Below are 18,603 nucleotides of genomic sequence, written 5' to 3'. Positions count from 1 at the left end.
AGTGCGCCGCCCGCTGCGACACAGTCTCAGGTCGCGCCCGCTCCAGCAGGCGACATGCGCCCGCCGGCGACTCAGCACCTGCATGCAACGAGTACGCGGGGTGGCCCCAGCGCGCAATTCAGGCTCGTCGGCGCCGTGGCACGGCCCGCTACCTACGACCTTGCTGCCCTCCAGGCGCTGCCGGCTGCGTCGGTCACCGTCGGTGAACATACGTACACCGGTGTCCGGCTCTGGGACCTGCTTGATGCCGCGGGCCTCGCCCCCGGTGCAGGGAGCCGGCGCGAAATCCTGGCGAGCTATGTCGTCGCCACCGGTAGCGATGGCTACCGGGTCATCGTGGCGCTGGCGGAGATCGCACCGGATTTCGGCAACCAGCCGGACCTTGTCGCCTATGCGATAGACGGCGCTCCGCTTACGTCCGGCGGCTTTGCCCGGCTGGTGGTCCCTAACGACAGGAAGGGTGGCCGCCACGTGTCGAACCTCGTGAGCCTGGAAGTCCTGGTGGCACCGGCAACCCGCTGACGGGCCGCCGTCGCCATCCTCGCTCACCTTACTTCCCGAAGCGCACGGCCTCCTCAGAGCCTTTGGTGGCGTTCCCCGCGCTGTACGAGTGCGCGCCCACCCCCGCAAGCCTGCCGTTCTCGACGATCAGGTACTCGTCACGGATCGGCCGCCCCTCGAAGTAGCACTCGAGGATCTCCCGTGTTCCCGCTGCATACCGCGTCTGTGCCGACAGGCTGGTGCCGGAAATATGCGGCGTCATGCCATGGTGCGGCATGTGGCGCCACGGGTGGTCGGCAGGAGCCGGCTGAGGGAACCAGACGTCACCCGCATAGCCGGCAAGCTGGCCGCTTTCGAGCGCGGCCACGATGGCATCGCGGTCGCACAGTTTGCCTCGCGCGGTGTTGATCAGGTAAGCGCCGCGCTTGAACTTCGACAGCGACTCCGCGTTGATCATGTGCTCGGTCTCGGGGTGCAGCGGGCAGTTCAGCGTGACCACGTCGCAAACCTTGGTCAGGCTCTCCAGGCTGGTGTGGTGCGTCAGATTCAGCTCGCGCTCGACCGATTCCGGCAGGCGATGGCGATCGAGGTAGTGCAACTTCATGTCGAACGGCTTGAGCAGGCGCAGCACCCGCAGGCCAATGCGGCCGGCCGCCACGGTGCCCACATTCATGCCCTCGACATCGTACGAGCGCGCCACACAGTCGGCGATATTCCAGCCGCCCTTGAGCACTTGCTGATAGGACGGAATGTAGTTGCGGACCAGGCCGAGCGTCATCATCACGACGTGCTCGGCCACGCTGTTGCTGTTGCAGTAGGTGACTTCGGCCACCGTCACACCGGCTTCCATTGCGGCCTGCAGGTCGGTGTGATCGGAGCCGATGCCAGCCGTGACGATCATTTTCAGCTTCTTGGCCCGCTTGATCCGTTCGGCCGTCATGTAAGCGGGCCAGAAGGGCTGCGAGATCACGATCTCGGCGTCTTCGAGTTCACGATCGAGCACACTGTTGGCGCCATCTTTGCTCGACGTCACCACAAACTGGTGTCCGTTCGACTCCAGGTACTTGCGCAGCCCCAGTTCGCCCGACACGCTGCCGAGCAGGGAGCCCGGCTGGAAGTCGATAGCATGCGGCGTGGGCAGGGTCTGGCCGTCGGGGTAGCGTTCGAGCACAGGCAAGTCGTCGCGGGCATAGCGCTTCGGATAGCCAGTTACGGGGTCGTCGTACAGAACGCAAACAATCTTCGCCATGATGTCATCTCCTCGTCGTGTGGACTGCAGCGTCGTGCTGCATTGGGGAGAATCATGGGCGAGCGGCGCCGCTAACAAAAATCGCCTGTTCCGATCGCGTGATAAGGCAGACCTATCAACCTTCCATCACAAATGCAGCAGCGCATCGAGGCGTGACTGCAGGTTGACTTCCCGGAAGAGACCGACGGCCGCATCCAGGAGCGGCGAGCGCGGCTGCCGGTCAAGCAGTACCAGTCCGATGTCGCGGTGCAGGCCTGGTGTCAGCGGCATCGCCTTGAGTTCGTCACGCATCTCCGCCAGGCACAGGACGCTATGGGGCACGATACTGAATAGCCCGGCGCAGCGCACGTGCGCATAGAGCGCCATCAGCGAATCCGTTTCCACGCGGGGTTGGACTGATGCACCGGCCTGGGCCAGCGCTGCGTCGATGCCGCGCCGGCACTGCATATTGCCGGTCAGCAGGCAGAGCGGTAGTTCCGCAGCTTCCATCCACGTCATCGACGTGCGCCCGTGAAACTGCGCCTCATCGCGCGCAATCAGGACATACTGCTCACGAAACATAGGGATCTTCTCGAAGCTGCGCAGGCGCTCGTCGTCCAGATAGCTCAGGCCGACGTCGAGGTCGAGATCCAGAAGTTGCTTGAGTGTTTGCGCTGCCGACATTGTGTAAATCTCATGGCGCATGCCCGGATGCCTGTGCAGGCAGGCGTCGGTCAGCAGTGGCACCAGCGGCAGGGCCGTCGGGATCGCGCCAATGCGCAGGCTGCCGGCAAGGCTCGCGCGGCTGACGCCAGCCTCCTGACGCAGCCCTTCACAATCGGCGAGCACGCGACGAGCCCATTTCAATACGCGCTCGCCCTCGGGCGTGAAGCCTTCGAATCGGCGACCACGACGCACCAACGGCAGGCCGAATTCTTCCTCAATGCTGCGCACTGCGCCCGATAGCGTCGGCTGGGAGACGTTGCAGAGCTCGGCGGCGCGGCCGAAATGCTGAGTCTGCGAAAGGGCGACGAGATAGGTCAGTTGCCGGATGAACATCGTGTCTCCAGATCGATATGTCCTCGCGGACATAAATTACGTGGCGTCGTGCGGACTTGGCCGCCGTTATATCCGCGAGTATATTTCGGAATCATCTCCTCGGGCGCAGGCCTGACCGCCGACAAGACATGCAGAATCCACCGTTCCGCCTGGCGCGTGCCAGCCTGTTGGGCAGCGACTCGCCCAACCATGCCGCGACTACACTGCGGCCAGTCGTTCGCCGCCGCGCTACGCTGGCCGAGCTGGACCCGCACTTTCATTGTTCGCTGATCGGCACCTGTCTCACCACGGCGGAACTGCGCAAGCTGGTGCTACGCCTTTCTGGCAACGCAGCCAGGGAGGCTGACGATATCGAAATCCATCATGAGGCTGTGTCGTTGGCCAGGCAGGGTGTTGCAGGCTGCAAGGCAATCCACAAGGCGTTGGACGAGCGCCACGCGCTCTCAATCCGACGTTTCGCGACTGCGCGTGATGCCAACGAAGTGCAGGCAATGTGGAGGCACGCGCAGGCAGAGGGTGATATTCCCGGGGCGTACTGGGCACTCATGACGCATCCGGACGTAACGCAGCCGGTTCGCAGGGTTGCCTTCGGCGAGGTCCATATGCTGTCGCACCTTGTCGGCGCGGCGAACCGGGCGGACATCCGCCGCCTCGTTGCCCTGGAAGGCGAGAATGCCGAACTTCGGGAAAAGGTCGCGCGGCAGCAGCAACGCATGCAACTGATGAGCGCGCAGCACGCGAAAGCGTTGCAGGATGCCAATGAGCAGATCGCGGCATTGCGCGGGCGGCAGGCGCGACGTGGCCAGGTGACGGACGCCCATGCCGAGGATCTGTTGCGCACCACGGCCCAGTCGCTCAGCGAACTGATGAATGCGCAGGCCGCTCGCATGGCGGCAGCGGAACAGCGTGCCGAGTGGGCGCGCGATGAAGCGGCGACCCTGCGGGGCGAACTCGACGAGATGAAGGCGCAGCTTTCGGCAAGCCGGGCAGAGGCGCAAGCGCTGGAAGCCCTGGTCGCCGCTTCGACACACGATGGCGCGGAGCCAGTCAGCACCATGCCAGGGCTGGCCAGTCGGCGCATCGTCTACGTAGGTGGGCGAGGCGTATCCACCACGGCGATGAAGGCGCTGGTTGAACGTGCAGGTGGAGAATTCCAAAGGCACGACGGCGGACTGGAACAGCGTAAGGGCTTGTTGCCAGCGATGGTGGCAGGGGCCGACGTTGTCGTATTTCCGGTGGACTGCGTCGACCATGACTCGGTAGCCGTACTGAAGCGGGTCTGTCAGCAACAAGGCATCGCCTACCATCCTGTGCGAAGCGCAAGCGTCGCCAGCTTTATGGAGCTGGCTGTCCGATTGTTCGGCCGTCAGGAAAAGACTGATGCCGACTTCGGCGTTGATGCAGCGAGGCCTGCGCACGCCTGAGCATAGTGTCGAAGCTATCGTTTCTGCGATAGCGAAGACTCGGGGGACGACAGTCGCCAATGCTGAAATCCGCTTAGTCACTTCCCGTTCTTCGTTTTGCTTGGCGAAGAACTCGGTGTTGGAGGCTGGGCACCAAGCGAGGTCCGGAGCACCGCGCCAAGTGTCATGACTTGCGTCTTGTCTGAAGCAGGCGCTTGGGCGGCCTGACCGTTGTCGTAACCGGTTGAGCAAGCTTCCAGGTAGCCCGGCGGGAATTTCTGTTCCGGCGTTGCCGTCGGCTCGCAATGTGCGACAGCGCAGAATGTAAGTGCGCCAATGGCAAGAATATGTCGGCAAGTTGTGCGCAGAAGGGGATCAGGATTCATCAGCGGCTCCGTATCGGTGGCGGCAGACTGCGAGTCAACTAGCCCGCCTCTCGCAGAAACTATTGCACTCGTTGCCTTGTTGACCGTGAATGACTGAGTTGGCTAGCTTTCGGCCGTTACCCGACATCCGGCTCGACGGAACGTCAGTTACTCACTGCGCACCTCGGTTCTATCCAGGAATTCGGGTTGCTCGTAAGCTTATGAAATCGTTCCCAACGCTGCGTCATCGGAAGCGATGACGGACAAGACTAATTGCGGAAGAACCTACACGGAATGATTGCGCCCTATTGCTCCGCGTCGGTGGAGTTCGATGTGACTTAGGGCTTGCGTGTGGCCGTCGCCGAGCCGCGAGGGTTTGGCGAGATCCGCAGTGCGCCATACAGGCCACTCACCATGACGCGGCCACGAGAGTCGATCGCGGGTTGCGAATAGAAGCTGTTGAATCGCGCTCCGCCGAGTATGTAGTGGAATGCCGACTTGCCGGTCGTCCAGTCGATGCCCTCGAGGGTCCACTGGTTATCCCGTGCGCCGGAGAGGTACGCCATGTTCGAGCCTGTCGAAATGAACGGGACGCCATTGATATCCGACACATCGCGGTTCACCCACGCAGACTTCAGTGTTCTGGATGCCGGATCCCATTCGAACTTCTGCGCGCCATAGGGTTGATAGGGCTTCAGGTACGACAGATACCCGATAAACATGGACTTGGCGCGCCGGTCGTCCAGGATGTGCTTCGGCACATTGCGCGGCTCATTGTTCACGACCAGCATGCCGTATCCGGACGTCGCCACAGATTGTTCGGACTGCGCGGCCTTGAGCTTCGGGTCGCCAAAGCTCGCGGGCTGCATGCCAGCAATGCGCGGTGACGGTGCGCCCGGCAACGCTGTCCATCCGGCCGGAATATCGTCGCGCCAGAACGCCGTCACGTTCATCAGCGTATCGCCATCCGTGATGACGACCAGCTTGTCGGGGTCATTGCCAAAGCCGACCAGTGTCGGGGTCGATCCGCTCCCGCGCCCGCCCGAATTGCGGTATGCGGCTTGCCATGCGCCATCCTTCTGGTCCACCGAAAGGCGGGCTCCGGTCCACACGACCTTGTGCAACTCGTGCTGCGAGGCAATGTAAATGCCGCCATGCTCGTCAATGGCAAAGCTGTTGCGAATCCAGCCGACACCCTTGGGCTGCGCCGGGACTTCCTTGTCCGCGCCGGGCAAGCGTATCGATTGCGCATCTTTCAGGTCTCGGGACAGCGACACGACATAGCCGTCCGACGTGGCCAGGATGATGCGGCCGTCAAACGTCATGTTCATGCCGATGAACTCGCCAGTGACGCCCGCTGGCTGATTCCACTGGGCGCGCATGACAATGCCGGAGCGCCAGTCGCCAGGCGCGGCATCGCCATAGATGCGCACGAAGCCCTTGCCCGCGACCACGTACTGGTTGTCGGTTGTCCTTGTCCAGCATCGTGTATACGCCGGAGATGGGCGGATATCCCGATTGCTGAACCGTCTCCCAGGCTTTGTCGAACGAAGGGTGTGAATCGAAGGTGCGAATGAAGTTCTCGTGGGTGAGGCTGTCGGCGTGGTCTTCGCCGGGCATGCGGATGGTCGAGACGATGTCGAACGTTTCCTCATCCAGCTTGGCCATGAACTGGCTGCCGTTGGTCCAGACCACGCGCTTGCCGTCCTCGTAGGGGCTCGATACGAGATATGCAAGGTTGAACATGCCCAGGTCCTGGTAGCGCATCTCGTCGCTACGCAGCGTGGCCGACGGTCCGACAGGCCCGGCATCGGCGGTCGAGTCGGTCTGGGCTGAGTTTGCGTGGGCGATGGCGTAGCTCGAATCTGCCAGGAACGGATTGCGCGGCGGTTGGGCGGGGGCGGCTGCAAATGCGCCGGTAAATGCCGAGAACGCAAGCGCCGCGGCAGCACTGAGGGTAGATAGCTTCATGATGGGTATCCGGTGAATCGAAACCAGGCATCAGCGCGTCGAACACCGGGTCGACGTGCCGATGCCATGTGCACCGCTGCCGGGTCGGCCGGTGCTGGCGGGCGCAAGAGCTGGCGGCGTCAAGCCTCGACAACCTGGTCACGCGCGCGCTCGGCCTGGACGGCCATGACGTCCGCTTTCACCTGGGCTTTGACAGCAGCGGCATCACGGCGCAGCCTGGCGTTCTGCATCTGGGTTTGGACCTTGGCTTCCAGACCTTCCACCTTCGCCTGCAGCTTCGCCTTGCGATCCGCCTTGGCGCATGCATGCTCGGCCTTCATCTGGGCAAGGTCAGCCTTCATGGCAGCCACGTGCTCGTCGTGGATCTTGTCCCGCACGTCAGCGACAGAACGCCGGAGAACCGTACCGCCGAGCGCTTCCATGCGAAGGTCGACAGGCGTGGTCCATTCCTCCTCGATTTCGGCAACCAGCGCAACCTTGCCAGGCGTCATCGCGTTTGTGACATCGGAGATGAAATCCGAACCGAGCGACAGGTCGCTCAGGTCCGAACAAGCACCCAGGCCCATGCCCGCGGCCGCGCCAAGCACCATGCCGCCCGGGCCAGCGAGGAGACCGATCAAGCTGCCAACGACCGTTCCCGTCAAGGTTTCGAAGCAGGTGGCATCACCGACCTGATTCAGCGCGGCGGTACCGTCTGCGTTCTTCGTCACGATAGCCTCTGCATAGATCCCGACGCTGCCTTCGTCCGCCAGCGCGTGAAGCGCTACCTTGCCTTCGTACGCACGGGTCTCATCGTCAAATACCACTACAAGCATCCTGTCCATCATTTGCTCCAGTTCACGGAATGAGTGAGTTCAACGCGCCTGCCCGGGAGCCGTCCTTCTGGGTCCGATCCGGTGCCGGCCGTTGATGCAATGCATTATGGAAGTCCCGCTGTGGATCCGAAATCACCACTTTCTGGACTTGCCGTAGGAATCGAACTACATTTTGATGAGGCTTGCAGTTCACCTGCTGGCACGTCAAACGGAGGGGCGCCATGCATCGCGTTCTCCTGGCCGAAGAACAACCGGCCATGCGGCACGCTATCCGCACATTGCTGGATCAGTCGGACTACGAGGTGGTGCGGGAGGTATCCGACGGGCTTGACGCGTTGTCGGGAACGCTCGAGCTGAAGCCCGACCTGCTGATACTTGCGTTGAGGTTGAGGCGCCTCGGCGGCCTGGAAGTCATTCGCCGTCTGCGCAGACGGGGCGAGACGGTGAAGATCCTGGTGCTGACCGCCGCGGACAGCGAGCACTTCGTGAGCCTTTGCTGGCAAGCCGGTGCGACAGGCTTTGTCAGCAAGCAGGATGATCTTGGCGAGCTGACGCTTGCGTTGCAGGCGATCGCACGCGGTCACACGTTTTTCCCGGGGAACGCTGCGCATCCGAGATCCGGCGGCACGCACTCGCGGGTCGAGTCGGCGCAGATCCAAAGCCTTTCTCCGCGCGAAGTGACCGTGATGAACTACCTCGCGAACGGCTATGCAAACGGTGCCATTGCGAAGGAGATGTCCATCAGCGACCGCACTGTCAGCACGTACAAGCTGCGCCTGTTCCGCAAGCTCAAGATCAAGAGCCTGATCGAACTCGGAGAGGTCGCCAAGCGCCACGGTCTGCTCGGAGCCGGAGTGATGGGCGACACGCCCGAGGTGGGGGCGATCACCCGGGGCCTTGAAGGCGCGCAACACGCCCTTCTGAGAGAGGTGCTCGATGCCATTCCAAGCGGAGTCTTCATCCGCGACCGGGAAGGGCGCCTTGTGTTTGCCAACGATTCGTTCATTTCAAGCCGCCAGCAGAAAATGGACGACATACTCGGTACGCGCTTCACCGATCTCGATAACGTTGATCCGCTTGACCTGGCCGAGATTGACCGGATCTACCAGGAACATGTGAAGCTCGGAATCGCCTTTCGCCATGACATGTGGGTAACGGAGAATGGTGTGCCGCGTGCGACCCGCTTCTGGGGCGCTCCGCTCAGGGACGCCGAGGGCGAAGCGGCATTCATGATTTGTGGCAACCCGGGTATCGAAGAGCAGGAATCCGCGTTTCAGTCTTTGCGTGAAGAGAAAGCGCGTGCCGAGGTGACACATCACGCTTACGGTACTCTCCTTAGAGAGCATGTCGAGAATTCGCTGGTGCCGCTCCAGGAAATCGAACGGGCGCTTCAACGCCTGCAAGGCGAACTGCCTGGAAGCGGCGCAGGTGAGGACGTGCTGAAGCGCATGGCTACTGCGGCCAACGCGTTGCGCGCGGAATTTCAGACGCTGCAGACGCTAATGAGCATCGGTGCGGACCTTCCTGCCTCGATTGCGCAGTCCTGCGATCTTTCAGCCTTTGCGGGCAGACTCGCGGAACGGCTGGCGGACCGGTTTGACGGCGGGCGGCCCCGGATATCGTTCGATACGACTGGAACACGGGTTCCCAATGTCTGGCTGGATCAGGTCCACTACTGCCTCGTCGTGACGGATCTCGTCGCGCCGGTCGTCACAGCGCTGGACGCGGACGCCGTGGAACTGGCGCTTCAAAGCAGCGCCATGGGCCGCGCGCTGGTGGAGGTCAGGCTGGACATCCGGTGTACCGGAACCTCTCGCGGCGCATCGCGTCGGGCCCAACGGGCGTCCGCGATCAACGCGGCGAGGGATCTCGCCAAGGCTATTCAGGGCGAAGTGCTGGTGATGGCCGATACGGATTCGTCGGTCCATTTGCAGCTTAAATCGCTGATGCCAAAAGCTGCTGCCGCGCTGGGCGGAAAGCGTTGATTTGGTGATGTGTTGAACGTTTCGTGTGTCCGGGGCGCTTCATTCCACCCACCCGACTATCTGCCTGGCCGTCGACGCACCGCCAGACGTCGCCGTGCCAGCTCGCAGATATTGTCTATCGTGACGGCGCAGGTCGACCAATCCCTCACCGGCCTTTTCGAGAAGCGTGCCGCCATGCGGGTAGTGTCAACAGGGGAATTCTGCGGCGGCGAGCACGATCATGCCTTTCAAGCGGTCTCTTCAGCCCAAGCTTCCATGACGGGCTAGATGACGGAGGCGGCGCGCAACGCCGCTAGTTCGTCGTCACCGAGACCCAGGCCACGATAGAAGTCTCCGTTGTGCTCGCCCAGTACCGGGCCAGATCGTGGTGGCGTCCAGGTGTCCCGAGAGAAGCGCGGGACGGCACACGGCGCCGGCACGCTGCCAAGTTCCGGGTCGGGAAGACGGACGATTGCGTTGCGTTCCGTGAAATGCGGATCCTGAACAATGTCCGCGATCGAAAACGTCTTGCTGAAGGGAACCTCGCTTGCGGTCAGCACTTCCGCAATTGCCTCATAACGCTGGCTGCGGAACCAGGCCGCCACGATTTCGTCGATCTCGCCGAGATGACGGGTGCGCAGCGGGTTGGTGCGGAATCGCGGATCGCTTGCCAACTCAGGCTGGCCCATGGCCGCGCACAGGCGCTGGAAGATGGGCTCCGACGAAGCCACCACCGATACCCACTCGCCGTCCGCCGTTGCATACATGTTGGAGGGGGCGGTGTAGCTGGCGCGGTTGCCGGATCGCTGCCGCACCACGCCAAGCTGCTCGTATTCGACCGCAAGCGGCTCCAGCAGGCGGAAAAGGGCCTCGGTGGCGGCAAGGTCGATCTCGCGCCCCGGCATGGCCTCATTGCCCGGCCGCCGCCGTTCCGTCATGGCGCTGGCGATGGCGAAGGCACCAAACAGGCCGGCAATCATGTCACCCATCGGATAATTCATATGCAGAGGCGATCCCTCTGGTTCACCGCAAAGGTTGGTGAACCCGCTCATTGCTTCGAAGATGCGGGCGAATCCTGCCCGGCGAGCATAGGGACCAGTCTGGCCGAAGCCCGTCAGGCGCAGCACGCTCAGCGACGGGTTCGCGGCGTGGAGCGTGGCCAGGTCAAGGCCCCAGCGGTCGAGCGTGCCGGTGCGAAAATTTTCCACCAGTACGTCGAACTGCGGAAGCATCTTCAGGAACAGCGCGCGGCCTTCCGGCTTGCGTACGTCGAGCGTGATCCCGCGCTTGCCCCGGTTGGTGACTTTCCAGTAGAGCGGCAGATCGCCTTTCACCGGTGCCAGCCCGCGCAGCGGGTCGGAGCCATCGGGCAATTCCAGCTTGACGACGTCCGCGCCCATGTCGGCGCACAACGTGCAGGAGAACGGCGCGGCGACTACCGTGGCCATGTCGAGAATGCGGATACCAGTCAGCGGTCCCGCCGGTCCCGTATGCTTGCCGTTCTGCGGGGAAGATTGGATGGATGTCATGGATTGCCCCGGTCTCAAGGCCGCAGGGATTGCTGAAAGATGCGCCGCGCGAGGGTGGCGCGATGGAGTTCGGAGGCGCCGTCATAGATGCGGAACGGGCGCAGTTCGCGCTGAATCATCGACACCGGTGTGTCGTCGGAGATACCGAGGGCACCCATGATCTGGACGGCGCGGTCGGCCACCCGCCAGACCGCCTCCGAAACGAAGATCTTGGTCATGGCGGATTCGTGCTTCACCGACTCGCCCGCGTCCATCTTGCGGGCGCAGTCCAGGACCATCAGTCGGCAGGCGTGCAGGTCGATGTGAGCGTCGGCGACCATGGCCTGGACCTGCTGCAGGTCGGCCAGCCGCTGCCCGAACGACTCACGCTGCGCCGCATAGTCCTGCGCGATTTCCATCGCCCTGGAGGCGCGCCCGATAAAGCGCATGCAGTGAGACAGGCGGGCCGGCTCCAGGCGCTCCTGGGCGTAGGCGAAGCCTTTGCCGACTTCTCCCAGCACGTCCGCGTCGCTGACCACGCAGCGCTCGAGCACGATCTCGCCGTGCCCGCCTACCTGATATCCGTCCATGCCCGGAATATTACGTACGAGCCGGTATCCGGGGTTGTCCGCGTCGACGATGAACAGCGTCGCGCCATCGCCCGTGCTCGCCAGCACAATGGCGAACGCTGCGCCAACGGCGCCGCTGATGAACCACTTGTGGCCGTTGATTTCCCACCTTCCGGACGCGTCGCGCACCGCAGTCGTCCGCAGCATGCCGGGGTCAGATCCCGCGCCGGGCGCCGGCTCGGTCATGGCAAAGCAGGAGCGGATCGTTCCTTGCAGGAGCGGCATCAGGTACTTCTCCCGCTGCGTGGGCGTGCCATGCCGGATCAGGTTGATCATATTGGGCTGGTCCGGCGGCGCGCAGTTGAGTGCCGGCGCGCCCAGGAAGCTGCGGCCTGCTTCTTCGAGTATCTCGGCGCGCTCCTGCCACGTCAGGCCCAGTCCGCCAAGTTCACGTGGAAGCTGAGGACCATAAATACCGGCTTCGCGAGCGAGGACCTGCAGGCGGCTCGTCGCGTCATCCAGGGCATCCACGTCGTGGGCGAGCGCAGGACTTTCGAGCGGGATGGCATGCCTTTCCACGAAGGAACGTACGGCTTGCCGGAGTTCTGCCAGATTTCGATGCATGATTCTGTTCCGTCGGTTCAGTCGAGCGTGGTATGGGTGGATTTCACGAGCGACGACCACCACGCCGTGTCTGTCCGGATCTGCTGCGCGAACTGCTCCGGCGTGTTGCCGACCGGCTCCGCCCCGAGATCCTGCAGACGCTTGCGCATCTGCGGGTCCGCCAGGATGCGCACGATGGCATCGTGCAGCTTGTCGATGATCGGCCTTGGCGTGCCGGCGGGCACCATCACACCTTTCCAGCCGGAGATGACGAAGCCCTTGAGGCCGGACTCCTCGGCTGTCGGTACATTCGGCAGCGCTGCGGAGCGCTTGTCGCTGGCCACTGCAAGGGCGCGCAGCTTGCCGGATTGCACGTGCGGCATCAGCGGCGGAATGTTGTCGATCACCAGAGTGATCTGCCCGGCGAGCAGGTCGGCGATGGCCGGACCGGTGCCCTTGTACGGCACATGCTGCAGATGCAGGCCCGCGAGCTGGTTCAGCAGTTCGCCGGCAAGCTGCGCAGGCGTGCCATTGCCCGCCGAACCGAAACTGAGCTGGTCTGGCCGTGCCTTGGCGTAAGAGATGAGATCGCGCACGTTGTGCACGGGCAGCGCGGCATTCACGGCCAGCAGGCTTGGTTCATGCACCAGCATCGTCACCGGCGCGAGGTCGCGCGTCGGGCTATAGGGCAGCTTGCGATAGAGGCTCGGATTGATGACTGTGGGCCCGGCTGCGGCCAATAGCAGCGTGTAGCCGTCTGGAGCCGCCTTGGCAACGGCGTCGCCGCCGATATTGCCGCCCGCACCCGGCCGGTTTTCGACGATCACGGTCTGGCCGAGCGCAATGCGCAGGCGTTCGGCCAACAGCCGCGCAACGGTATCGGTCGATCCGCCTGGCGCGAACGGTACGACCAGGCGGATCAGTTTGTTGGGATACGGCGCTTCGGCACCGGCGGCCGCGGCGTGAAGGGAAGGGGAGGTCATGGCTCCGAAAAGGGCAATGGCCGCGGCAAGGAATCTCAGCATGGTGTCTCCGTTTCTGTCTGCGCGGGTCGCAAGCCCGCCTTACTGGCCATTGACGCGTGCAAGGGTGCGTTTGGCAATATTGAGCTGGTGAATCTGGCTGGTGCCCTCGTAGAGACGGAACAGGCGGACGTCGCGGTAGAACCGCTCGATGCCAAAGTCTGCGATGTACCCATAGCCGCCGAACATCTGCACGCAGCGGTCCGCCACGCGGCCGCACATCTCCGATGCGAAGTACTTGGAGATTGACGCTTCCATCGTCACGTCTTCGCCGTTGTCGCGGCGGCGGGCGGTATCGAGTACCAACGCGCGGGCGGCGTGGATTTCGGTCTGGCAGTCGGCGATCATGGCCTGTACGAGCTGGAAGCCGGATAGCGCCTGGCCGAACTGCTGGCGGCCAGAGACAAAGCGCACGGCTTCGTCCAGCATCCGGATGGCAGGGCCGACGCACAACGCCGCAAGGTGGATGCGCTGCTTGTTGAGCACCTTCATGGTCGTCGTGAAGCCTCGCCCCTCGATGCCGCCGACCAGATTGGCAGCCGGCACGCGGCAATCGTTGAAGTGCACCTCGGACACCGGCGAACCGGCCTGTCCCATCTTTTGGTATGGCTGCCCCGTGGACAGGCCGGCGGTATGCCGCTCTACGAGGAAAGCCGAAATGCCGTTGGCGCCCGCGACGGCGGGATCGGTGCGCGCCATCACGGTGAACAGCCCTGCGATCGGCGCGTTGGTGATGAAGCACTTGCTGCCGTTCAGCACATAGCGGTCGCCATCGCGCACGGCTGAGGTCTGCAGGGATGTGGCGTCGGAGCCGGCTCCGGGCTCCGTCAGGGCGAAGGCGCCGGTGAGTGCTCCGCTGGCCAGCAAGGGCAGGTAGCGCTGCCGCTGATCCGGCGTGCCGTCCGCCACCAGCGCCTCGGAACCGATGCCGGTGTTGGTGCCGACTCGTGCGCGAAATGCCACCGAGCATTGCGACAGCTCCATGGCAGCCAGCGCCAGTTCTTCCATGGTCATCCCGGCGCCACCGTAGGCCTCCGGGATGGAATAGCCAAACATGCCTTGCGCCGCCATCTCGCCGACGAGCGCGTCGGGCACTTCGTCGCGCTCCGCAACCTCCGCTTCGCGCGGAATCAGGCGATCGCGTACAAAGCGGCGCAAGCCAGCCAGGAAAATCTCGAATCCTTCTGCGTCCCGGATCATTTCGTCCCCCGCTCTCGGTGTGGTGTCCGGAAAAGCCTAACGGGGCAGGCGCGTAATGCCGACCGGAGTTTCGCTATCTTGGACGTTTGCGTCGGCAGATGGGACAGCGGGAGGTAATATGCGTGCAAGCCATTGCACACAGGCGCCCCCATGCCTCCAAGTCCACATCACCCCGATCCGGCCTTCGCCACCACGCTCGCGCACGGGCTGGCGGTACTGCAATGCTTCCGCGCGGGCGAGCCTTCGCTGACCAACAAGGACCTGGCAGAACGCACGGGCCTGTCGAAATCGACGATTACCCGCCTGACCTACACGCTGGCTGCACGCGGCCTGCTGCACTACGATCCGTCCATGCGGCGCTATCAGCTCGGGTCGACAGCGCTCTCTCTCAGCTATCCGCTGCTGGCCAACTTGCGTGTGCGGCAACTGGCGAGACCGTCGATGCAATCACTGGCGGACCAGATGGGCGGCTCGGTGTCGCTGGGCATGCGTGATCGCTTGCAGATGGTCTACGTCGAGACCAGTCGCGGTCATGACGCGGCCTTGTTCCGTCCGGATATCGGTGCTGCGCTGCCGATGCTGGGCACCGCCATGGGACGGGCCTGGCTGGCGCAGGCAGCTCCGGCGGAACGGGAAGGCGTGCTGGCGGCGCTGCGCGATGCCGAGCCCGAACTGTGGCGACGGTACTCGGGAGCGGTCGAGGCCGCCGTGCAGGATCTCGCCCGACTGGGTTTCTGCCGTTCGCACGGCGACTGGCAGTCCGATATTCACGCCGTGGCCGTGCCGATGAAGACGCGCATCGACGGCGAGTTCCTCATCTTCAACTGTGGGGTTCCCGCGGCACGCCTGCGACCGGGGCAGCTCGAGCGCAAGGTGGGGCCTCTGCTGCGGGGCCTTGTCGCACAGGTCGAACACATGCTTGCGGAGTTCTGAACATGGCTGTCACGAATGATGACGTCGGGCGCGATCGCCAGTTTGCAACCACCTTGTCTCATGGGCTGGATATCCTGCTCGCCTTTCGTGTGGGCGATGCCATGCTTGGCAACCGGGACTTCGTCCAGCGCACGGGATTGTCGAAGTCGGCCGTGTCGCGGCTCACGCATACCCTGACGCTGCTGGGCTTTCTGCGCCATGATCGGGCGCAGGCCAAATACCGGCTTGGGGCGCCGGCGCTGGCGATGAGTTATCCGCTGCTGGCTGGCCTGCCTGTCCGGCAGGTCGCGCGGCCCATGATGAAGGCACTGGCCGACCAGATCGGCGGCGCCGTGTCGCTAGGGCTGCGCGATCGTATCCAGATGATCTACATCGAGACTGCGCGGTCTACAGACAACCTGCTGCTGACGCCGGACATCGGCGCCGGCCTTCCCATGCTGACCACCGCCATGGGCCGCGCCTGGTTGTGCCATGCGCCGGCCGGTGAACGCGATGCGGTATTGAACCGGCTCAGGCTCGCCGACGCCGATGCTGTCAGCCGCGCGTTGCCGCTGCTGGCACGTGCACGAGAAAGCCTTGCCTCAAAGGGCTATTGCACCAACCGCGCTGAGTGGCGGCATGACGGATACGGGCTCGCGGTTCCGCTCTGCAAGCCGATCCATGGCATGCACTTTGTTCTTAACTGTGGTGTACCGGTCGGGCAGGAATCGTTTGGTATCGTCGAGCGCAGAGTTGCTCCTGGCCTGCTGGGCCTGGCACGCAGTATCGAGTCGGCCATGGGGCTCGTTGCCATGGCCTGATGCCGGGATTCGGCGACCAATCCATTCATACCTGACGCGGAAATCTTTCATGGCGCGGAGGTTGACTGGGCCATAGAGTAGCGGTGCGCAGGCCGGCATTGTACGGATCAGTGTATTAGCTGGCTGCTTACCGCAGCCTTCCGTCTACGGTATTCGGCAGCGACTTCTCCTGGGGTTCGGTACCCCAGGTGTCGGCCAGTCTCTACGTCCGTCCGACTTCCGGCAACAGCCGTAGCAATGCTGCGCGCTTCACTGCGTGGGTGCGCCTGTTCACTTCCAGCTTGCCGAAGATGTGTTTGACGTGCGTCTTGACGGTCTCTGGCGCGATGCTCAGCAGGCGCGAGATTTCCTTGTTGGACTTGTCCTGTGCGATCAGCGCGAGGATGTCGCGTTCGCGCGGACTCAGGACCGTGCCGGCCACGGCGATGGTGGCAGGGTCCTCTCGATCATGGGGGGAGATGGTTGCCCGGAATAGCGTTGAAGCTGGCGGCGAGAGGCGGCTGACAGCTACGCCGGTCGAGTACGACTTCAGCAAGGGTTCCAGTGCGGCGCCGGTGTCAAGCAACGTCGCCCTCAGTCCATGCGGTCCGGCGAGTTCGAAATATTGAGAGAGCGCGTCATGAGCCGCATCGGTGTCGCCTGCGGCGTCGCTTGCAATGGCCCGCATCGCCGCGCACGCCATGGCGAGGTGGTAGTCACCGCGCGCGGATGCGTGTTCTTTCCAGTGGCGGAACGTTGCCGCCGCTTCGGCCGGGCGGCCATCGGCAAGATCAAGGTGGCTGCGCGCGAGCGACGCCATGATGGCAAGGTCGTCGGCGAATGCCGCATCGGCGTGTCCGGGCCCGGTGATCTGCTCGATGCGCTTTGCGCAGGCCTGCGCCTCCCACAGCCGGTTTTCGTGCAGCATCAGGCGTTGCCGTTCGAGCAGCACGCCAACCTCCAGATGCATCAGGCCGAGGCCATGGGCGATCGATGCAGCCTGTTCGAGCAGTTCGTTGGCCCGCTCGGCATTCCCTTGCCGGTATCCAGCCGCGCGGCAATCGTATAGGCCATGCGAATGCCGTCGCCAAAGCCCGATGCCGGGATGATGGACAGGCGTCCTTCCAGCATTTGCGCGGCCTGGTCGAAGGCTCAGTGCACGCCGAGCTCACAACGACGGATCTCCCGATGGGAGCACGAGGAAGTACTAGAAGCCGTCCAGCGCCGGCTCGACAAGACTCCCGATGCAATGACGGTCGCAGGCGAACCGTCGAGCATGTCTTCGGCACCTTCAAACATTGGATGGGGTACACGCACTTCCTGACCCGCAAGTTACCGAATGTAGCTACTGAAATGAGCCTGCATGTTCTGGCGTACAACCTGAAGCGCGTCCTTCGAATTCTCGGGTTCTCGAAAACGATGAAGGCCATGCGCCTGGTGGGTGCGTAAGCACCCATTTACGCCTAAAAATGGGCTGAGAATCGCCCTCAGCAGCCCGCTAGCGTTGTTCGTACCGGTTTCGACATCGCCCCGCGACCGGATTGGCCAAAAATTCGATAAAAGCAGGCTCCGCTCAGTGGTCACATGCATTGATGCGATTCGAAAGGCGTTTCCACACGGCCTCGACCCATAAGAGCCATCCGGTCTTCAGAGCGGTCTCACACCACTTTCACGTGGGTGGCTGATTCGTCTTCAACCGCGCTAAAGCCCAGCCGCAAATAGAAGGCAGCGGCGGATTCAGTATCTGTTGAAAGCCGTACTTGACGGAAATGTAGCGATGCCTTCTGAAGAAGCTCAGCAACGAGGGCTTCGCCGATACCCCGACGCCGAAAGGCCTTTGCAATGTAGAGCCGACGCAGACGCGCGGTAAATCCGTCTGCGGCGTAGGGGTCAACGTTTAAACCTCCGATTCCTATGAGGGTTCCGTTGCCAATGACTCCGAGCAGACACTCGCCCGGTTTGTCGAACCGATTGATTCCGGTGCGCCACTCGTCTGTCAAACGCCTGACAAAGTTGAACCCTTGCGCTGAAGCCTCCCGTTCCAGATCGGCAATCTGCGGAGGAAGAACAGATAACTGAATGATCGAGAACACTTTGGACTTCGCAGCAAGCGGTAGCGGTTCGATGGTTCCCATTGTCAGCAAATCGTCCGACATTGTCGAGCGGCCGTTACTGGCCGACAATTGCCAATTTTGGCTCAGCCAACGCGCTTCGCCATCGACAGCAACTGATGATGGATCTCAGCTGGACGGTACAGGCGAACCGTTATGACCCAGCCCTCGCATCCGTTGGATTCCTGGCGTTAAAATTGCGAGGATCCTGTCTATATAGAAACAGCATGGAAGAGTTGATTGGCCGCATTGCCTTTATCAAGGAAGCGGAGCGCCTGAAGAACGTCCTCCGTAGCGCACATACTTCCAGTGGGCGGCGAGAAAGCACCGCCGAGCATACCTGGCGCCTGTGCCTGATGGCGATTACCTTTGCGGATCAGCTCGGATCAGTGGACGTCGCGAAGCTCTTGAGGCTCTGTGTCATCCATGATCTTGGCGAGGCACTGCACGGCGACATTCCGGCAACCGAGCAAGCCGGTACGGTCGGCAAGTCGGAGCAGGAGCGCAAAGACCTTATCGAGCTGACCAGGACACTTCCGCCGAGCCTCCAGGCAGAGTTCGTCACACTATGG

At 63.0% G+C, this 18,603-nt stretch carries 18 protein-coding genes and 1 pseudogene; 7 read left to right on the top strand and 12 right to left on the bottom strand.

Annotated elements, in window-relative coordinates; all coding sequences use genetic code 11:
• Window positions 1–54 precede the first annotated feature (54 nt).
• Entirely contained in the window at window positions 55–522 is a 468-nt protein-coding gene (locus KHO41_RS26075) for a molybdopterin-dependent oxidoreductase (RefSeq protein ID WP_244874027.1), read from the top strand.
• A 28-nt stretch (window positions 523–550) separates the two neighbouring features.
• On the opposite strand, the gene KHO41_RS26070 is transcribed toward KHO41_RS26075, so the two are convergent.
• Together KHO41_RS26070 and KHO41_RS26065 are read right to left on the bottom strand one after the other, a co-directional pair.
• Window positions 551–1,750: an NAD-dependent formate dehydrogenase gene (locus tag KHO41_RS26070; RefSeq protein WP_211956146.1), complete on the bottom strand. Its 1,200-nt coding sequence runs from the start codon at window positions 1,748–1,750 to the stop codon at window positions 551–553.
• A 126-nt stretch (window positions 1,751–1,876) separates the two neighbouring features.
• Complete coding sequence (locus KHO41_RS26065; RefSeq protein WP_211956145.1) at window positions 1,877–2,788, bottom strand: LysR family transcriptional regulator; 912 nt, start codon at window positions 2,786–2,788, stop codon at window positions 1,877–1,879.
• A gap of 56 nt (window positions 2,789–2,844) precedes the next feature.
• On the opposite strand from KHO41_RS26065, the gene KHO41_RS26060 reads away from it, so the two are divergent.
• Complete coding sequence (locus KHO41_RS26060) at window positions 2,845–4,212, top strand: DUF2325 domain-containing protein (RefSeq protein ID WP_211956144.1); 1,368 nt, start codon at window positions 2,845–2,847, stop codon at window positions 4,210–4,212.
• A gap of 77 nt (window positions 4,213–4,289) precedes the next feature.
• On the opposite strand, the gene KHO41_RS26055 is transcribed toward KHO41_RS26060, so the two are convergent.
• From KHO41_RS26055 to KHO41_RS26045, 3 genes are all read right to left on the bottom strand, one after another.
• Window positions 4,290–4,577 carry a hypothetical protein gene (locus KHO41_RS26055; RefSeq protein ID WP_211956217.1) on the bottom strand — a complete coding sequence of 96 codons (288 nt, stop codon included), beginning with the start codon at window positions 4,575–4,577 and terminating at the stop codon, window positions 4,290–4,292.
• Window positions 4,578–4,894: 317 nt separating this feature from the next.
• Window positions 4,895–6,010, bottom strand: a complete 1,116-nt coding sequence (locus KHO41_RS26050) for a hypothetical protein (RefSeq protein WP_211956143.1) — start codon at window positions 6,008–6,010, stop codon at window positions 4,895–4,897.
• A 636-nt stretch (window positions 6,011–6,646) separates the two neighbouring features.
• Window positions 6,647–7,354 carry a DUF1269 domain-containing protein gene (locus KHO41_RS26045; protein ID WP_211956142.1) on the bottom strand — a complete coding sequence of 236 codons (708 nt, stop codon included), beginning with the start codon at window positions 7,352–7,354 and terminating at the stop codon, window positions 6,647–6,649.
• A 209-nt stretch (window positions 7,355–7,563) separates the two neighbouring features.
• Here KHO41_RS26045 and KHO41_RS26040 point away from each other — a divergent pair, with 209 nt between their 5' ends.
• On the top strand, window positions 7,564–9,327 hold the full coding sequence (locus KHO41_RS26040; RefSeq protein WP_211956141.1) for a response regulator: 1,764 nt from the start codon (window positions 7,564–7,566) through the stop codon (window positions 9,325–9,327).
• 263 nt (window positions 9,328–9,590) lie between these two features.
• On the opposite strand, the gene KHO41_RS26035 is transcribed toward KHO41_RS26040, so the two are convergent.
• The 4 genes from KHO41_RS26035 to KHO41_RS26020 are packed head-to-tail and all read right to left on the bottom strand — an operon-like array spanning window position 9,591 to window position 14,208.
• Window positions 9,591–10,835, bottom strand: a complete 1,245-nt coding sequence (locus tag KHO41_RS26035; RefSeq protein WP_211956140.1) for a CaiB/BaiF CoA transferase family protein — start codon at window positions 10,833–10,835, stop codon at window positions 9,591–9,593.
• A 14-nt stretch (window positions 10,836–10,849) separates the two neighbouring features.
• The gene (locus KHO41_RS26030; RefSeq protein ID WP_211956139.1) at window positions 10,850–12,007 is read right to left on the bottom strand and encodes an acyl-CoA dehydrogenase family protein; all 1,158 of its coding nucleotides are present in this window, start codon (window positions 12,005–12,007) and stop codon (window positions 10,850–10,852) included.
• A gap of 17 nt (window positions 12,008–12,024) precedes the next feature.
• Window positions 12,025–13,011 carry a tripartite tricarboxylate transporter substrate binding protein gene (locus KHO41_RS26025; protein ID WP_211956138.1) on the bottom strand — a complete coding sequence of 329 codons (987 nt, stop codon included), beginning with the start codon at window positions 13,009–13,011 and terminating at the stop codon, window positions 12,025–12,027.
• Between the two features lie 39 nt (window positions 13,012–13,050).
• Window positions 13,051–14,208 (bottom strand): acyl-CoA dehydrogenase family protein, encoded by a 1,158-nt coding sequence (locus KHO41_RS26020; RefSeq protein ID WP_211956137.1) that lies wholly within the window; start codon window positions 14,206–14,208, stop codon window positions 13,051–13,053.
• A gap of 150 nt (window positions 14,209–14,358) precedes the next feature.
• On the opposite strand from KHO41_RS26020, the gene KHO41_RS26015 reads away from it, so the two are divergent.
• Both KHO41_RS26015 and KHO41_RS26010 read left to right on the top strand, forming a co-directional pair.
• A complete protein-coding gene (locus KHO41_RS26015; protein ID WP_211956136.1) occupies window positions 14,359–15,141 on the top strand; it encodes an IclR family transcriptional regulator in 783 nt (260 codons plus the stop codon).
• Between the two features lie 2 nt (window positions 15,142–15,143).
• Window positions 15,144–15,941: an IclR family transcriptional regulator gene (locus tag KHO41_RS26010; RefSeq protein ID WP_211956135.1), complete on the top strand. Its 798-nt coding sequence runs from the start codon at window positions 15,144–15,146 to the stop codon at window positions 15,939–15,941.
• 202 nt (window positions 15,942–16,143) lie between these two features.
• Here KHO41_RS26010 and KHO41_RS26005 read toward each other — a convergent pair whose 3' ends face one another.
• Both KHO41_RS26005 and KHO41_RS26000 read right to left on the bottom strand, forming a co-directional pair.
• Window positions 16,144–16,890 (bottom strand): helix-turn-helix transcriptional regulator, encoded by a 747-nt coding sequence (locus KHO41_RS26005; protein ID WP_211956134.1) that lies wholly within the window; start codon window positions 16,888–16,890, stop codon window positions 16,144–16,146.
• A complete protein-coding gene (locus tag KHO41_RS26000) occupies window positions 16,890–17,051 on the bottom strand; it encodes a hypothetical protein (protein ID WP_211956216.1) in 162 nt (53 codons plus the stop codon). Before KHO41_RS26000 ends, KHO41_RS26005 begins: the two co-directional genes overlap by 1 nt.
• A gap of 16 nt (window positions 17,052–17,067) precedes the next feature.
• Between KHO41_RS26000 and KHO41_RS25995 the strand changes: the two are divergent.
• A pseudogene (locus KHO41_RS25995) lies at window positions 17,068–17,369 on the top strand (transposase); the annotation flags it as partial.
• A gap of 209 nt (window positions 17,370–17,578) precedes the next feature.
• Here KHO41_RS25995 and KHO41_RS25990 read toward each other — a convergent pair.
• Complete coding sequence (locus KHO41_RS25990; RefSeq protein WP_211956133.1) at window positions 17,579–18,055, bottom strand: GNAT family N-acetyltransferase; 477 nt, start codon at window positions 18,053–18,055, stop codon at window positions 17,579–17,581.
• A gap of 203 nt (window positions 18,056–18,258) precedes the next feature.
• Here KHO41_RS25990 and KHO41_RS25985 point away from each other — a divergent pair.
• Window positions 18,259–18,603, top strand: a 345-nt coding sequence (locus KHO41_RS25985) for an HD domain-containing protein (protein ID WP_211956132.1), incomplete at its 3' end; no start/stop codon positions are given.

Origin of the sequence: Cupriavidus numazuensis (assembly GCF_905397435.1) — a bacterium.
Lineage (GTDB): Bacteria > Pseudomonadota > Gammaproteobacteria > Burkholderiales > Burkholderiaceae > Cupriavidus > Cupriavidus numazuensis.
Note: the sequence above shows the minus strand (reverse complement) of the source record. Positions and strands in the feature narration are given on the sequence as shown.

Excerpts from the sequence above, each read along its gene's own strand:
- KHO41_RS26010 (WP_211956135.1), top strand. The coding sequence starts at position 15,144 with ATGGCTGTCACGAATGATGACGTCGGGCGCGATCGCCAGTTTGCAACC.
- KHO41_RS26075 (WP_244874027.1), top strand. The coding sequence starts at position 55 with ATGCGCCCGCCGGCGACTCAGCACCTGCATGCAACGAGTACGCGGGGT.
- KHO41_RS26030 (WP_211956139.1), bottom strand. The coding sequence starts at position 12,007 with ATGCATCGAAATCTGGCAGAACTCCGGCAAGCCGTACGTTCCTTCGTG.
- KHO41_RS26015 (WP_211956136.1), top strand. The coding sequence starts at position 14,359 with ATGCCTCCAAGTCCACATCACCCCGATCCGGCCTTCGCCACCACGCTC.
- KHO41_RS26045 (WP_211956142.1), bottom strand. The coding sequence starts at position 7,354 with ATGATGGACAGGATGCTTGTAGTGGTATTTGACGATGAGACCCGTGCG.
- KHO41_RS26065 (WP_211956145.1), bottom strand. The coding sequence starts at position 2,788 with ATGTTCATCCGGCAACTGACCTATCTCGTCGCCCTTTCGCAGACTCAG.
- KHO41_RS26040 (WP_211956141.1), top strand. The coding sequence starts at position 7,564 with ATGCATCGCGTTCTCCTGGCCGAAGAACAACCGGCCATGCGGCACGCT.
- KHO41_RS26020 (WP_211956137.1), bottom strand. The coding sequence starts at position 14,208 with ATGATCCGGGACGCAGAAGGATTCGAGATTTTCCTGGCTGGCTTGCGC.
- KHO41_RS26055 (WP_211956217.1), bottom strand. The coding sequence starts at position 4,577 with ATGAATCCTGATCCCCTTCTGCGCACAACTTGCCGACATATTCTTGCC.
- KHO41_RS25990 (WP_211956133.1), bottom strand. The coding sequence starts at position 18,055 with ATGGGAACCATCGAACCGCTACCGCTTGCTGCGAAGTCCAAAGTGTTC.
- KHO41_RS26005 (WP_211956134.1), bottom strand. The coding sequence starts at position 16,890 with ATGCATCTGGAGGTTGGCGTGCTGCTCGAACGGCAACGCCTGATGCTG.
- KHO41_RS26035 (WP_211956140.1), bottom strand. The coding sequence starts at position 10,835 with ATGACATCCATCCAATCTTCCCCGCAGAACGGCAAGCATACGGGACCG.
- KHO41_RS26070 (WP_211956146.1), bottom strand. The coding sequence starts at position 1,750 with ATGGCGAAGATTGTTTGCGTTCTGTACGACGACCCCGTAACTGGCTAT.
- KHO41_RS26025 (WP_211956138.1), bottom strand. The coding sequence starts at position 13,011 with ATGCTGAGATTCCTTGCCGCGGCCATTGCCCTTTTCGGAGCCATGACC.
- KHO41_RS26000 (WP_211956216.1), bottom strand. The coding sequence starts at position 17,051 with ATGCTGGAAGGACGCCTGTCCATCATCCCGGCATCGGGCTTTGGCGAC.